This window comes from Bacillus sp. MC1252 (assembly GCF_056838025.1).
The window spans coordinates 883,130-896,956 of the sequence record NZ_CM166369.1 but is presented as its reverse complement, the minus strand read 5'-3'; the positions used below and the strand labels follow the sequence as shown (position 1 = coordinate 896,956).

The 13,827-nt window shown below is 40.6% G+C and carries 11 protein-coding genes, 16 tRNA genes, 1 rRNA gene and 1 pseudogene; 5 read left to right on the top strand and 24 right to left on the bottom strand.

Annotated elements, in window-relative coordinates:
* Positions 1–83 precede the first annotated feature (83 nt).
* Complete coding sequence (locus ACYH0L_RS04450; protein ID WP_003211695.1) at positions 84–296, bottom strand: hypothetical protein; 213 nt, start codon at positions 294–296, stop codon at positions 84–86.
* 1,103 nt (positions 297–1,399) lie between these two features.
* Between ACYH0L_RS04450 and ACYH0L_RS04445 the strand changes: the two genes are divergently transcribed.
* Entirely contained in the window at positions 1,400–2,692 is a 1,293-nt protein-coding gene (locus ACYH0L_RS04445; protein ID WP_367308154.1) for a homocysteine synthase, read from the top strand.
* A gap of 246 nt (positions 2,693–2,938) precedes the next feature.
* Here ACYH0L_RS04445 and lepB read toward each other — a convergent pair whose 3' ends face one another.
* Positions 2,939–3,505, bottom strand: coding sequence for a signal peptidase I (gene lepB / locus ACYH0L_RS04440; RefSeq protein ID WP_099728244.1), 567 nt, complete (start codon positions 3,503–3,505; stop codon positions 2,939–2,941).
* A gap of 156 nt (positions 3,506–3,661) precedes the next feature.
* Complete coding sequence (gene ltaS / locus ACYH0L_RS04435) at positions 3,662–5,602, bottom strand: lipoteichoic acid synthase (protein WP_230030998.1); 1,941 nt, start codon at positions 5,600–5,602, stop codon at positions 3,662–3,664.
* A gap of 546 nt (positions 5,603–6,148) precedes the next feature.
* On the opposite strand from ltaS, the gene ACYH0L_RS04430 reads away from it, so the two are divergent.
* Positions 6,149–6,952 carry a DUF2262 domain-containing protein gene (locus ACYH0L_RS04430; protein WP_482354397.1) on the top strand — a complete coding sequence of 268 codons (804 nt, stop codon included), beginning with the start codon at positions 6,149–6,151 and terminating at the stop codon, positions 6,950–6,952.
* A gap of 74 nt (positions 6,953–7,026) precedes the next feature.
* On the top strand, positions 7,027–7,296 hold the full coding sequence (locus ACYH0L_RS04425) for a hypothetical protein (RefSeq protein ID WP_327925540.1): 270 nt from the start codon (positions 7,027–7,029) through the stop codon (positions 7,294–7,296).
* Between the two features lie 85 nt (positions 7,297–7,381).
* Here ACYH0L_RS04425 and ACYH0L_RS04420 read toward each other — a convergent pair whose 3' ends face one another.
* The 3 genes from ACYH0L_RS04420 to ACYH0L_RS04410 all read right to left on the bottom strand — a co-directional run bounded on the left by ACYH0L_RS04420 (position 7,382) and on the right by ACYH0L_RS04410 (position 10,200).
* Entirely contained in the window at positions 7,382–8,287 is a 906-nt protein-coding gene (locus ACYH0L_RS04420) for a D-alanyl-D-alanine carboxypeptidase family protein (protein WP_099728245.1), read from the bottom strand.
* 103 nt (positions 8,288–8,390) lie between these two features.
* Positions 8,391–9,506: a sensor histidine kinase gene (locus ACYH0L_RS04415; protein WP_482354396.1), complete on the bottom strand. Its 1,116-nt coding sequence runs from the start codon at positions 9,504–9,506 to the stop codon at positions 8,391–8,393.
* Positions 9,499–10,200, bottom strand: coding sequence for a response regulator transcription factor (locus ACYH0L_RS04410; RefSeq protein ID WP_230031002.1), 702 nt, complete (start codon positions 10,198–10,200; stop codon positions 9,499–9,501). The genes ACYH0L_RS04415 and ACYH0L_RS04410 overlap by 8 nt, the downstream gene beginning before the upstream one ends.
* 209 nt (positions 10,201–10,409) lie before the next feature.
* On the opposite strand from ACYH0L_RS04410, the gene ACYH0L_RS04405 reads away from it, so the two are divergent.
* Both ACYH0L_RS04405 and ACYH0L_RS04400 read left to right on the top strand, forming a co-directional pair.
* Positions 10,410–10,601 carry a hypothetical protein gene (locus ACYH0L_RS04405; protein ID WP_099728247.1) on the top strand — a complete coding sequence of 64 codons (192 nt, stop codon included), beginning with the start codon at positions 10,410–10,412 and terminating at the stop codon, positions 10,599–10,601.
* A gap of 66 nt (positions 10,602–10,667) precedes the next feature.
* On the top strand, positions 10,668–11,216 hold the full coding sequence (locus ACYH0L_RS04400) for a histidine phosphatase family protein (RefSeq protein WP_099728248.1): 549 nt from the start codon (positions 10,668–10,670) through the stop codon (positions 11,214–11,216).
* 100 nt (positions 11,217–11,316) lie between these two features.
* Here ACYH0L_RS04400 and ACYH0L_RS04395 read toward each other — a convergent pair.
* The 18 genes and pseudogenes from ACYH0L_RS04395 to rrf all read right to left on the bottom strand — a co-directional run bounded on the left by ACYH0L_RS04395 (position 11,317) and on the right by rrf (position 13,793).
* Positions 11,317–11,944, bottom strand: a pseudogene (locus ACYH0L_RS04395) (hypothetical protein).
* Between the two features lie 197 nt (positions 11,945–12,141).
* Positions 12,142–12,223, bottom strand: a tRNA-Leu gene (locus tag ACYH0L_RS04390).
* A 37-nt stretch (positions 12,224–12,260) separates the two neighbouring features.
* Positions 12,261–12,349: transfer RNA gene (locus tag ACYH0L_RS04385), tRNA-Leu, on the bottom strand.
* Positions 12,350–12,363: 14 nt separating this feature from the next.
* Positions 12,364–12,434: transfer RNA gene (locus ACYH0L_RS04380), tRNA-Cys, on the bottom strand.
* A 5-nt stretch (positions 12,435–12,439) separates the two neighbouring features.
* A tRNA-Gly gene (locus ACYH0L_RS04375) sits at positions 12,440–12,514 on the bottom strand.
* Positions 12,515–12,521: 7 nt separating this feature from the next.
* A tRNA-Gln gene (locus ACYH0L_RS04370) sits at positions 12,522–12,593 on the bottom strand.
* Positions 12,594–12,602: 9 nt separating this feature from the next.
* Positions 12,603–12,678 (bottom strand) — tRNA-His (locus ACYH0L_RS04365).
* A 29-nt stretch (positions 12,679–12,707) separates the two neighbouring features.
* A tRNA-Trp gene (locus ACYH0L_RS04360) sits at positions 12,708–12,781 on the bottom strand.
* Positions 12,782–12,794: 13 nt separating this feature from the next.
* A tRNA-Tyr gene (locus ACYH0L_RS04355) sits at positions 12,795–12,879 on the bottom strand.
* Positions 12,880–12,906: 27 nt separating this feature from the next.
* Positions 12,907–12,979 (bottom strand) — tRNA-Thr (locus ACYH0L_RS04350).
* Positions 12,980–12,985: 6 nt separating this feature from the next.
* Positions 12,986–13,061: transfer RNA gene (locus ACYH0L_RS04345), tRNA-Phe, on the bottom strand.
* A gap of 19 nt (positions 13,062–13,080) precedes the next feature.
* Positions 13,081–13,157: transfer RNA gene (locus ACYH0L_RS04340), tRNA-Asp, on the bottom strand.
* 48 nt (positions 13,158–13,205) lie between these two features.
* Positions 13,206–13,282 (bottom strand) — tRNA-Met (locus ACYH0L_RS04335).
* Positions 13,283–13,297: 15 nt separating this feature from the next.
* Positions 13,298–13,373 (bottom strand) — tRNA-Val (locus tag ACYH0L_RS04330).
* 31 nt (positions 13,374–13,404) lie between these two features.
* Positions 13,405–13,479, bottom strand: a tRNA-Glu gene (locus ACYH0L_RS04325).
* Positions 13,480–13,498: 19 nt separating this feature from the next.
* Positions 13,499–13,589, bottom strand: a tRNA-Ser gene (locus ACYH0L_RS04320).
* 4 nt (positions 13,590–13,593) lie between these two features.
* Positions 13,594–13,668, bottom strand: a tRNA-Asn gene (locus ACYH0L_RS04315).
* Positions 13,669–13,677: 9 nt separating this feature from the next.
* A 5S ribosomal RNA gene (gene rrf, locus ACYH0L_RS04310) occupies positions 13,678–13,793 on the bottom strand.
* Between the last annotated feature and the right edge of the window lie 34 nt (positions 13,794–13,827).

Here is a 13,827-nt window from a genome sequence, read left to right as displayed (position 1 = left end):
ACAGATCAGGCTAAACCGCCCGCCACAGACGGTTTAGCCCTGGTGTCATATCATAGAAGTAAAAAGATGAATCCTAAGTATAGCTACTTACATTCAATTTGGACTTTTAAGCCACTTTCCCACTGAACGGCTCCTGTAAAGCTACCCTTGCCGTTTGCTAAACACCAAACTGCTGCTCCTAGAACAACTGTTGCTCCCAATCCAAGAAGGACTGCAACAAATACTAAGAACCAAGCTTGGTCCATAATAGCAGGTTCCATAGTGGAATAGTCAACTTGCGGCGCTGCATAAGTCATACTTTTCACCTCCCAGCTTATGATGATCGTATCATAGGCGTCACACTCCAAACATCAACAGAAGATCCCATTTTTGACCGAACGCATTTTCGATTAAAACGTGACTTTTTATTCAATTATTCACTCCCAACTGGATGAACCCTCTCTTTTTCACTAGTTTTTACCACAACACAATACCTACAAAACCCATATAATGGCAATAATTCCATCTTTTTTCTACTTTTTTTCAAATAGTTCATTTTCATCATCTCTTCTATATGTTCTTTCATTTTTGTGAGATAGAAAGAATTCCCCCGATATATCAGATATAAAAGTCCTGATTTCATGTCGTTATGTCACCAATTATGAAATATTTACTGATAATTCCGACAAAAGAGTGGGCATATTTTCCTTCTTCTCTTGTCACCGAAAATATGTATATACAAGAAAGCGCCTTGGGAAAAAAGCCCTTACCTGCTTCAGCAGGACACAACATATGACTCGCTTCCTTTCGATGAAAAAAGAACAGCAGTCTAGAAGTGACTACTATACTTTTTCTATATTTCTGAGAAAATTGCGGCAGAGGCTCTATCAGAAAAATTATTGTTCCCAATGATTTCACCAGCAATCATAATTGAAATTGTCAATGAAACCTCGATCCCTGTTGTCATCAGACATATACACAGTAAGTCCCTTAACCTAAAAAAGTTATTTTGACCTTATATGCTTTTCATCAATTCGATCGTAAATCGCTTCTATTCGTTCTTTCTTGATTGCTGTAAATCTCATATTTGTTCTGCTCAATCAAAATGTCTAGTGTGAGATCCATATGTTTTCTGTATTTTTTTCTTTTTTCCAAGTTCATCTTCCCTTCTGATTAAAATAAAAAAAGGCCCTTCACTCATGCTTGAGTGATAGAGCCTTCGGTTGACCGATCAGCCATTCTTGGTGATGTTTTCAGTATGCTTATGTTGATACATATTATTCCGACCTGTCAACTATATTTATTGTTTTTTCAGATTTATCTAAAAAATGATTGACCAAGCATGAAACAAGATTTATAGTCTTATTAAATATTTCTTATCAAAGTAGTTGGTTTTATCTAACAAAAGGAGGATACACACATGTCAGAAGAACTTCAATTTCGTTTAGAAACAAAAGCCATTCATGCAGGTCAGGAACTTGATTCAGCAACCTATTCAAGAGCCGTGCCTATTTATCAAACAAGCTCTTTCGGTTTTAGGGATAGTGAGCATGCGGCGAATTTATTCGGACTGCAGGAACCTGGAAATATTTATTCACGTATTATGAACCCTACAAACGACGTATTTGAAAAAAGGATCGCTGAGCTTGAAGGTGGAATTGGTGCACTTGCTGTCTCTTCTGGACAAGCAGCCACTACGTACTCTATTTTAAACATTGCAGGAGCCGGGGACGAAATTGTATCCTCCAGCAGTCTTTATGGAGGCACCTACAATCTGTTTGCTCATACCCTAAAAAAGCTCGGGATTACAGTGAAATTTGTCGATTCATCCAATCTTGAAGAACTTGAAGCAGCGATTACGGATAAAACAAAAGCAGTGTATGCAGAAAGCATCGGGAATCCAAAAGGCGACATTTTACATATTGAAGCCGTCTCAGCCATTGCACACAAACACCATATTCCGCTTATTGTGGACAATACGCTCGCCAGCCCCTATTTATTAAGACCTATCGAGTTTGGCGCAGACATTGTCGTCCACTCAGCGACGAAATTCATTGGCGGACATGGCACATCAATTGGCGGTGTCATCGTCGATAGCGGCGGGTTTCCTTGGGCTGACAGTGATAAGTTCAAAGGGCTGACTGAACCAGATCCAAGTTATCATGGTCTCACGTATACTGAAGCGATTGGAGAAGCGGCCTATATCACAAAAGCACGTGTACAGCTCTTACGTGATTTAGGCGCAGCACTGTCACCTTTTAACTCATTTTTGCTTCTTCAAGGCTTAGAAACATTGCATTTACGTCTTGAGCGGCATAGTGAAAATGCGTTAAAAACAGCGCAATTTTTACAGGATCACCCTCTTGTAGAGTGGGTAAGCTACCCTGGTCTTGAAGGCCATGAATCCTATGAGCTGGCTCAAACATATTTACCAAAAGGACAAGGTGCGATCCTCACATTCGGTATTAAAGGTGGACGAGAAGCAGGTAAAAAGCTCATTGATTCCGTGCAGCTTTTCTCACATCTTGCAAACGTGGGCGACTCTAAATCACTGATCATTCATCCTGCCAGCACGACACATCAACAATTAAGTGAAGCAGAGCAAAAAGCGACAGGCGTCACACCAGAACTCATTCGTTTATCTGTTGGAACAGAAGCGATTGAAGACATCCTTGCAGATCTTGAGCAGGCGATTGCAAAAAGCCAGTCTTAAAGAAACAGAAAAAAGCACACGCCTGTGTGCTTTCAGCGTGTAGACAAACCCTCGCATTCGGTGTCAGTCCTGCGTGACGGTGCTCACGAATGTCAAATTCGCTCCGCTCCGGTACTCGTCCTTCCTAGACTTCAATGGTTTTCTATCACGCTGAGCTGAAAAGAAGACAAAGGGCTAAAATGAAGATCATTTTAGCCCTTTGTCAACAATCTGAAAGCACACGGCTGTGTGCTTTCAAATTGTTTATTATTGGTTGAGTAATCGAATATCTTGGAAAGGATAAAACACAAATGATGTTGTCCCTTGAATATCACTCTTTGTAAAAAGACCTAAGCCGTTGCGGCTGTCCATTGAATTCTGGCGATTGTCACCCATGACAAAGTACTTTCCTTTTGGGACTGTAAGAGGGCCAAAATCAGGTGTCAGCAAAGTGCCATCTGCGGCTGCTTGCTTTTTGTTTGACGCTAAATAAGGCTCTGCCACTTTTTTGCCATTTACATACAGCTGGTCGTTTTTCATTTCGATTTTATCACCAGGTAAACCAATCAATCGTTTCACGTAGTGAGTGCTGCGGTCTTCCCCATCAAGGACAATGATCTGTCCTCGTTTATAATCACCGAAATAATCGACGGTTTTATTCACAAAAACCCGTTCTGTATCATGCAATGTCGGATACATAGATGACCCTTTGACAATGTACGGTGCGAATAAAAAGTTACGAATGATAAAAACAGCAATGAATGCGATTAAGATGGCTTTGATCCAGCCCCATAACTCTGATTTCTTTTTTTGTGTTTTTGTATTTGTTGTCATAAGCTCCTCCTGAAATCCCCTAGGACGAAATGAGTTTTCGTCAGCTTACAGCTGACGTCACGCTTGTTTCCCCCTAAATATAAACATATTTTGCCAACAAATCAAGCTGTAAGAGAGAAAAAGGCAAGCACCTTTCTGTGCTTGCCCAAAACTCAGTTAGTTAGCAGAAGAATCTGCTTCGTTCTCTTTGTTTTTACCATAGAAATAATCAGATGGATTCACTGGTTTGAAATCCGATAGCTTATGGAATCGAAGAAGATCCCTGTAGAGCACTTTATCTGAAAGGCTTAACTGATTATCAACACGGGCTTTAATTGCCTCTGTCTTTTTATTTTGTTTCACCACTTTACCCGTTTTTGTATCGTAGACTGTATTATCTACAAGGGTATATGTCGGTGTCACATAGTTTCCGTTACGGAATGCAACGGTTTGGTCATGCTTTTTAGAAAATAGATCTGTTCCGAAATTCACGAACTCGTTTGAATCAATCCCTTGTAAATGAAGAAGCGTTGGCATTACGTCTACTTCACCACCATACGTATGATTCACGCCACCCTGTTTTCCAGGGATACGAATCATGAGCGGTACACGCTGGTTTTGTGCATTTTGATAAGGTGTAATTTCTTTTCCTTGAATTTCACTCATTGCACGGTTATGGTTCTCAGAAATACCGTTATGATCACCATATAATAAAATAACTGAGTCTTTATAAAGACCTGATTTCTTCAAGTCCTTAAAGAATTGCTCTAATGACTCATCCAAATATCTTGCTGTTTGGAAGTAATTATCCACTGTTTTATCGCCAGTTGTGGCCTTAGCAATCGTCGCATCTTTTTCATCTAAATTAAATGGATAGTGATTTGTCAGTGTCATTAAATGTGCATAAAATGGCTTTTTCATTGATTCTAACATTGGGATTGATTCTTTAAAAAATGGCTTATCTTTCAGACCCATATTTACAAGGTTTTCTTCATCCATGTTGTAATATGAAGCATCGAAGAATTGATCAATTCCCATATGCTTATAAATCGTGTCACGGTTCCAGAAAGACTTGTAGTCCCCGTGAAGCACAGCACTTGTATAGCCTGCTTTTTGATCTAGGATCGCAGGAAGTGATTGGTAGGTATTTTCACCCTTTGTCACAAACGCTGCACCCTCTGGCAAGCCAAACATACTATTATCCATCATCAGCTCAGCATCTGCTGTTTTTCCTTGACCTGTCTGATGGAAGAAGTTATCGAAATACGTAAAATCACCTTTTCCGTGAGCCAGTTTGTTTAAAAACGGCGTTACTTCTTCTCCATTTAGTTTGTAATCAATTAGGAACGACTGGAAACTCTCTAAATGGATTTTAATGATGTTTTTACCTTTCGCTTTACCAAAATATTCTGCATTTGGCTTCGCATAGTGAGAAGCCGTATAGTTCACGACATCAGTTAAATCTTCACTGCTCGCATTTGCGACCTGCGTTGCGTTTTGCGCTGATTGCACCCCGTCATAAATCGTATAATTATAGACACCTAAATATTTGACAACATACTTATGATCAAATGTTCTCGTTAATAATTCCGGACGATCCTTTTCAGCTAAATGCAGATTGACAAAGAACAACCCAACACCTGCAGCCACAATAAGCAGTGCAAACGTCTTTTTCATTTGGAATTTCTTCACTTCCGGTCTCCAAATCACAATGGCAATCAAGATCATGATATCAAGGAAGTACAAAAGATCATGCGGCTTAATGCTCGACAACACACCGCCAGTCATACCTCCTCCAAGATTGCCTGCTTGTTTCATTGTTGAGAAAGTCAAAAAATCATCAAAGAAACGATAGTACGCTACATTTGCATATAAAAGTGCGGTCATAATAAAGTCAATGACAATTAAAACAATGGCAGATTTACGCCCCTTCAAAAAGAGAGCAAGTCCCAAAAACACGATGGCTGAACTAAATGGATTTAATAAGAGAAGACCCTCTTGAAAAGAACCTTTCACTCCTAAATTAAAGTCCATTTTGTAGGCTGTGTAAGATTTTGCCCAGAATAAAAGAACAGCCAAAACAAAAAAGCTATATTTGTTCGCAAATATTTTTTTCATAAAACCTCTTCTTTCTTTTTTTCGATCTGATATAAATGAAATCATAAAAAATTTACATTCATTTTGCAAATGTAAATCTTCTGCACCCAGCATTCCGATGCTCTGTCTCCGCCGGATACATGTGCTCCTTTAATATAACGGATGAGAAGCATCATAAGTTTCAAAAAAATACGAGTAAATAAAAGGTGAAATATCCATTTACATTAAATTCACTAACACTTCATGCTTCAGTGGATGATGAAGGTTTTGTAAATCACTTAGTATTACTTTACTTTTTTCATCTAATCGTGTCAAAGTAATTATAAAGAAAAGGAAGAATCACCTAGGCTTTTCGACTCATTTACCCAAATTTATACAAAATTCGAACCCAACTCCTCAATTTGCTCTTTTATTGTGACTCAACTCCAGCAATCCATGTATTCTCACTCCTTCTGTAAGTCCAAAAAACAGTTTTAAGCAAAAAAGGCTTGATTTCCCCTGCTAATGTGCGGTGTGATAAAGATATAGATTTTGATCATATCATTCTTATGTAGCTGGGGACATCACATGAAGAAAAACAAACAAATGAACGCATTTGAAGAAAGGTTTTCAGAAGAACTAGTAGACATGATTGCTGTCACAGGACCTTCTGGAGTAGGCGCAGGAAAAGCAGGAAAAGAATCTCTTTGGACCGCTTCAATTCCACTGATTGCATGGAAGGAAAAAGGCCGCATCACAACCGAAAAAGTGAGACTCTGCTGGTTAACAGATGAAGAGGGGTTACGGGAAAAACAGGCACAATTACATAAAGAATCAATCGTTACACTTCAGGTACGAAAAGGTACAGATGAATTCATGCTGGTGTCACTCATCGATACAGATACAAAGGATAGAGAGCTTCAAGAGATATTAGAAGAAGCTCAAAAACCAGTCTTTTATCACGATGACAAGCTGGGCACCTTTGAATTAGTGAAAGGACTAGACTTATTTGAAACGACGATCCAATGGGGGAAACACGAGTGCCTTCTCTACTTCAATCTCGGAGAAGAAGAAGAAATAAACGACTCTCTCCAAACCGCTAGACGACTCGTACAAGAGCAGACTAAATGGGATTCTTCTATTAAATCATTTGCGGCAAATAAGCTGATTGAGCTAGCAAAAGACTGGCAGGAACAAGACGATTCAGATGAAAATCAAGAAGAGATCACACATGACCAATTTATAAACCGCATTTCACTTGAAAGCCTGCAAGCTTATCCAAATGGAGAGTTTGAAGCCTACTATCATGACGGTGATTTATTTTTGGGACATGTCATCCTTGTCACTGGAAATATAAATGGCACATTTAAAGATGCACACATTGCAGGCTAAAGGATGGAGTTGTCTATTGAATGAAACCTTTCCTCTTTCTAAGCGTAATGAAACATATGAAAGGAGGAGGTCATGTGGGATTCATTTTAGACATCTTTACCCTTGCTCTGTACATCCTTTTTCTACAGGTAGATGAAGAAGAGATATCAAGGAACGCAGCACATCTGAAAAAATATAGCTGGTTTCAAGCGTTATTAAATGATCAAACTTTCAGAGAGCTCATCATTTATAACCAAGATGTTCGCCGTGTCATTGGTCGGTTTAAAACGGATAAACTCCATCATAAGCGTTACAACATAAGATGCGAACGTAAATTACTGCAAGCATTACGCCGTGCCATGTAAATATAAAAAAGTGCCCCACTTCGGGACTGGGCGCTTTTTTATGTCTCAGAAATTGGTGACTCTTGCAAATTCAAAATTCCACTTCTTAAATAGACGTCACTTTTTGATATAACTTCATCGTATCTTTTATTTGCTGCCTGTCTGGATGACGTATATCTTCTAGCGGAGCACCCATGACAACAGTAATATATTCACGATCATTGACTACCCCAAGAGACGCCCAGCATTGACCTGCTTCGGAAGTCGTCCCTGATTTACCGCCAATAATCTCAAATCCCTGTTTGTCTTCCTGATGAAGTAACGTAAGAACAGTTGATTTCAACAAAACACCAGTCGGATGCTCTTTCGTTGGAGAGGTTTGAAAGGTTTCTTTTGTAAATACCTCTCTAAAATGTGGAACATTCAGCGCATAAGATAACATGCTCGCAACATCGTAAGCGGTTGTATATTGGTTTTCATCATGCAGTCCTTCAGGGTTCATAAAATGCGTATCATGTAATCCGAGTTCAGCAGCCTTTTCATTCATCATGCGAACAAAATCCTTCACATTTCCTGCAGTATGGATGGCCAACGAGTTTGCTGCTTCACCACCTGAAGGTAACATGGTTCCATATAAAAGATCACGATACGTGACTGTTTCACCACCCAAAAAACCAGCCATTGAAGAATTCTTTGAGATCATGTCTTGATATGTATTTTGATCAATTGAAACCGATTTAGTTAGGTCGTCCAAATGTTCAAGTGCTACAATCACTGTCATGATTTTTGTCAATGATGCTGGATACACCTTAGACTTCGCCTTTTTTTCGTAAACGACATCCCCTGATTCTCGATCGATCATATAAATATTTGGACTCACAAATTCATTGGCACCGGAAAAAGGAATGAACTGTTTCATATCTACATGTATTTGTTCCTCTACCTTTGCCCAAACAACTATCAACAGCACAATGATGACAAAAATTTTGCCCCCTATTAACACCTTTCTCATCTATCATCTACCCTTCCCTCACAAATTCTCTTATCTTAGAGAAAAGTATAGGCGAAATGATTTAAATAATAAGTAGGGCAATTCTTAAATTTTTCTTAAACCATCATGACGTTTCATAAAGTTTTTTCTCCATTGGCAATCGAACCTCAAAAGTAGTCTGAATTCTATTGCTATCCGCAGTAATTGTTCCTTCATGCTGTTCTGCAATATTTTTAGCAATGAACAAGCCGAGCCCAGTGCTATTTTCTTTATACGTTCGCGACTTATCTCCAATATAAAACATATCAAAAAGATGGGGCAGATCACCTTCATGGATCACATGTCCATAATTCACAACTTGAATCACAATTTCTTTCACATTCTCATCCGTAAAACCATTGATATCAATATACTGACCGTCGTTTCCATACCGAATCGCATTAGTCATTAGATTTTCAAATACTCGAGCAAGAAGATCTCCATCACCCATGACCATCAGATCAGACGTAGAATGGATTCGGACACTCAATTGATTTTGTTCTATTAAAGGATACAACTCTTCCTTCAACTGATGAAGAAGGTCTGTTAAATGAATTTCACTCTTTTTAATTGGAAGCATTCCATAGTTCATCCGAGTGATCTCAAACAATTCATCAATCAGTCTCTCTAAACGCTGTGATTTTGTAAACGCAATGGTTAAAAAGTGGTTCATTTGCTCTTCGGTTACATACTCACCCTTCAAAATCAAATCCAAATACCCGAGAACAGACGTCAGCGGTGTTCGCAAATCATGTGCTAAATTCACCACTAACTGATCCTTACTGCTTTCTGCAAAATCCCCTCGCTCAATAGCTTCTTTTAAAGTGGTTGCTGCAGAATGAATATCCTCAGCAATCGCTTGAAATTCATCCTTCGATTTAATCTGCACACGATGTGTAAAATTTCCCTCGGCAAGTTGATGGATGCCTTGTGAAATTTCTTGGAAATATAACGCATATCGCTTTGTGAGCAAAAAGAAAAAAAGAATGGACAGAGGAATAAACAAGCACAAAAACAGATTATAATCGCCAAATGCAGCAATTATTAGACGCACTTGATGGAAAAAGCCCCCCATTTGGACATAGTTTTGATAGTAAAAACGAAGAACTAAAAAGACAGAAGAAATGACGGCTCCAGCAAGCAGCATACTTAGTCCAAACAATAGTACCATTTTCATACGAAAACTCATGAATTTAACCATTGAATGCATACCCTACGCCCCAAACAGTCTTAATCCATTTATCTTTCTGCCGGTCCTCTTTTAATTTCTTCCGAAGTGTCCGAATATGAACCATCACCGTGTTTGCACCTTCAAAATAAACCTCTCCCCACACTTTGTTAAAAATAGCCTCTGTACTAAAGACTTTCTTAGGATGGCTAGCTAATAAATATAAAATATCAAACTCTTTCGGCGTAAGCTCAATGGTTTTGTCATATAACGTAACCAAGCGTTGATCAAGCGAAATCACTAGCCCACTATATTCTAACCGTGTGTGATCTTCTTTCAAAGCATGAGACTGATTAAACTTCATCGAACGGCGTAATTGCGCATTCACACGAGCTACTAATTCAATTGGAACGAATGGTTTTGTCATATAATCATCTGCCCCAATCACAAGTCCTTGTACTTTATCAAAATCAGATGTTTTCGCACTCAAAAAGATAATAGGCATATGATACTTTTCACGTATACGATGTGTCACTTCATAGCCGTCCATTTCAGGCATCATGATGTCCAATATGAGTAAATCAATCAATTGTTCTTCCACGACCTGTAGCGTTTCCCGGCCATTTGATACTGTGATAACATGAAATCCTTCCTTTTTCAAATGAATGGCAATTAAATCCGCAATTTCTCGATCATCATCAGCCACTAATATTGAAATCTCTCTCATTTGTATATGCTCCTCTATAAATGTTTTCATTTGTCCTGTGAGATGTTTTCCATTTCATTATAGCAAAGTGACTTGCTACTTGAAGATATCGCAACAAATGATCGAAAATCAAATAATAGAAATGTTTAAAGAAAACATTTGACGCCTGGACAACTCTCCCCGTATATTATGTATAAATCCATCTTTTTCTTAGAAAAGGAGGCTCCCACATGCGCTTGTTTAAGAACTGGCGAAAAAAGCAGCACAAACAGCCGATCGCTTCAGAAACGCAAGAAGACAGCATTCCAATCAACTTTTCCACACTTCCCTTTGGTACAGACACCGTAGATGATTTTTTGTTCAACTTAGACCTGACCTCCAAGCTTACAGATCCCTATAAAGAAACAGATACGAACAAATGAACCTAGATCATGAATGCTCATCCAATCCTGGATGATTTTTTTATACTCAATGAAAGGTGTAATTCCATGAAAACCTATTATGTCGTCAGACACTGCCAAGCAGATGCACAATCCAAAGAAGCGGCTTTAACACCGCAGGGCATCGCTCAATCACACACACTTGCCCAATTCTTTTCCAGCATACACCTCAATCAGATCATCTCAAGTCCTTATAAACGAGCGATCCAAACCATCCAGCCTCTTGCTCTTGCAAAACAACTTAAGATGAAAATTGATGAACGTCTCTCTGAACGTGTGTTAAGCTGCAAACCAATGGACGATTGGTATGAGAAGCTAAAGCTTAGTTTTATGGATGTAAACATCACATATGAAGGCGGTGAATCAAGCCAGGAAGCCATGAAAAGGATCGTAGAGGTTCTATACGAACAAATACATTTAGAAGAAGATCATACCCTCTTCGTCACACACGGTAATATCATGAGCCTGCTCCTCAAACACGTCGATTCGAACATTGGCTTCAATGAGTGGGAGAAGCTCAGCAATCCAGATGTCTATGTATTGAAATACTTTCACTCAGATCATTTAGAAATAGAACGAATATGGCATAACATATAAAAAACGGCAGAATCCATTCTGTCGTTTTCTCATCACAATACACCTATTGGCGATAATAAAAGGCTTCCACCCATTCATATGGTTTTTCAAGTTCCGCACATCATTTCATAAACCCGATTGTCTCCGTTTGCTGAAATTCAATCCAGGCAGATAAAAGCTGAGCATAGTAGTCTGCTTGTTTTTGAAAATAAGTACGTGTTCTTTCATCTTGTATCAGCATCATGACATCTTGAATGCCCTGAATTCGCTCTTGATCCATCTCGAAGGTACTTAAATAAAGATCATCATGTATATGATGAAACGAATACCATAAAGCCGCTAGATAGATTTCACAAATATGAACAATCACACGGTGCTCCTCACTGCCCGCCTTCAATAAATAAGGCAGCCCTTCTCCTTGATGCACAAACAAGCCTTGCCAGCGATATGGCCTCACATCAACACGATCAAGCTTCATCCACTCTTGAAAATACCGGAATGATAATACCCCTTGTCAGCGGAAAAACGAGCAAATGATGGCCATCCTCAAACTGTTCAATCCACTCAAACAGCCACGCAACAAATACTCGCTGAGTTTCAAAATCCAACTGCTTCATCTCTTCTATAAAGGACTGAAGAACCTTCAGCGCATCTTTACGCAGCCCCTGTTCTTTTCGTTCACAGTACTCTCTAAAAAGCGGATAATAATGAGACCTATCGTCTTGAATGATCGTCTGAAGCAAAGTCATAGTACGGAACAAAAATCCCCTCTCACTATATACTCGCGTTCTAGTTCACACGTATCATTCCATTGTGAGATAGCTTTCTCCCCCTCGCAACTTCGATTAGAGGTGATGGGAAAACAAAAAAACGCCTCACCACAATGGAGAAACGTTAGTTTGACGGTATATTAAGTTCAATTACCGATTATGAAAATTTTAATAGATACCGGTGGCCGGGGTCGAACCGGCACTCCGTGAGGAACACGATTTTGAGTCGTGCGCGTCTGCCAATTCCGCCACACCGGCATGATCATTAAAGAGCGCAACTTATGATAAAAATCAATGGTGCCGAGGGCCGGACTTGAACCGGCACGGTAGTCACCTACCGCAGGATTTTAAGTCCTGTGTGTCTGCCAATTCCACCACCCCGGCAGTCTTTTCAAAAAAGGCGACACCCGGATTTGAACCGGGGATAAAGGTTTTGCAGACCTCTGCCTTACCACTTGGCTATGCCGCCATTATTGGAGCGGAAGACGGGATTCGAACCCGCGACCCCCACCTTGGCAAGGTGGTGTTCTACCACTGAACTACTTCCGCATATCAACTGGGCTAGCTGGATTCGAACCAACGCATGACGGAGTCAAAGTCCGTTGCCTTACCGCTTGGCTATAGCCCAATAATAAAATGGGGCGATTGATGGGAATCGAACCCACGAGTGCCAGAGCCACAATCTGGTGCGTTAACCACTTCGCCACAACCGCCATAGATGTTATGAATCATATCATATAATTGGCAGGGGCAGTAGGAATCGAACCCACACCGGAGGTTTTGGAGACCTCTGTTCTACCTTTAAACTATGCCCCTATGAAAATAAAAATGGTGGAGGGGGGCGGATTCGAACCGCCGAACCCGGAGGGAGCGGATTTACAGTCCGCCGCGTTTAGCCACTTCGCTACCCCTCCACATATGGAAATAATAAAGAAAAACAGTGCCGGCAAGAGGACTTGAACCCCCAACCTACTGATTACAAGTCAGTTGCTCTACCAATTGAGCTACACCGGCAAATAGTGGTGGCTCGGGACGGAATCGAACCGCCGACACACGGATTTTCAGTCCGTTGCTCTACCAACTGAGCTACCGAGCCAAGTATTATTTTTGAAAAATGGCGGTCCGGACGGGACTCGAACCCGCGACCTCCTGCGTGACAGGCAGGCATTCTAACCAACTGAACTACCGGACCATTTTGGTTGCACTTAATGAGTACTCCCTATTGGTATATAAAATAATTTGGTTGCGGGGGCAGGATTTGAACCTGCGACCTTCGGGTTATGAGCCCGACGAGCTACCGAACTGCTCCACCCCGCGACGATATAAAAGATATGGTGGAGGATGACGGGCTCGAACCGCCGACCCTCTGCTTGTAAGGCAGATGCTCTCCCAGCTGAGCTAATCCTCCGAATAAAAATGCTGGTATGTATTATATAAAATGGTGACCCGTACGGGATTCGAACCCGTGTTACCGCCGTGAAAGGGCGGTGTCTTAACCGCTTGACCAACGGGCCCTCTATTATATGTATCTTGTGGCGGAGAGCAAGGGATTCGAACCCTTGAGACGGGGTTACCGCCTACACGATTTCCAATCGTGCTCCTTCGGCCACTCGGACAGCTCTCCAAATTGGCTCCGCAGGTAGGATTCGAACCTACGACCGATCGGTTAACAGCCGATAGCTCTACCACTGAGCTACTGCGGAATGAAGAAAGCCTGGCGATGTCCTACTCTCACAGGGGGAAACCCCCAACTACCATCGGCGCTGAAGAGCTTAACTTCCGTGTTCGGTATGGGAACGGGTGTGACCTCTTCGCCATCATCACCAGACAATTTAGTGACAAAAGATATTATACTATGTATT

Bases quoted from the DNA above. Each gene is read 5' to 3' on its own strand.
- ACYH0L_RS04450 (WP_003211695.1), bottom strand. From the start codon at position 296: ATGACTTATGCAGCGCCGCAAGTTGACTATTCCACTATGGAACCTGCT.
- ACYH0L_RS04445 (WP_367308154.1), top strand. From the start codon at position 1,400: ATGTCAGAAGAACTTCAATTTCGTTTAGAAACAAAAGCCATTCATGCA.
- lepB (WP_099728244.1), bottom strand. From the start codon at position 3,505: ATGACAACAAATACAAAAACACAAAAAAAGAAATCAGAGTTATGGGGC.
- ltaS (WP_230030998.1), bottom strand. From the start codon at position 5,602: ATGAAAAAAATATTTGCGAACAAATATAGCTTTTTTGTTTTGGCTGTT.
- ACYH0L_RS04430 (WP_482354397.1), top strand. From the start codon at position 6,149: ATGAAGAAAAACAAACAAATGAACGCATTTGAAGAAAGGTTTTCAGAA.
- ACYH0L_RS04420 (WP_099728245.1), bottom strand. From the start codon at position 8,287: ATGAGAAAGGTGTTAATAGGGGGCAAAATTTTTGTCATCATTGTGCTG.
- ACYH0L_RS04415 (WP_482354396.1), bottom strand. From the start codon at position 9,506: ATGGTTAAATTCATGAGTTTTCGTATGAAAATGGTACTATTGTTTGGA.
- ACYH0L_RS04410 (WP_230031002.1), bottom strand. From the start codon at position 10,200: ATGAGAGAGATTTCAATATTAGTGGCTGATGATGATCGAGAAATTGCG.
- ACYH0L_RS04405 (WP_099728247.1), top strand. From the start codon at position 10,410: ATGCGCTTGTTTAAGAACTGGCGAAAAAAGCAGCACAAACAGCCGATC.
- ACYH0L_RS04400 (WP_099728248.1), top strand. From the start codon at position 10,668: ATGAAAACCTATTATGTCGTCAGACACTGCCAAGCAGATGCACAATCC.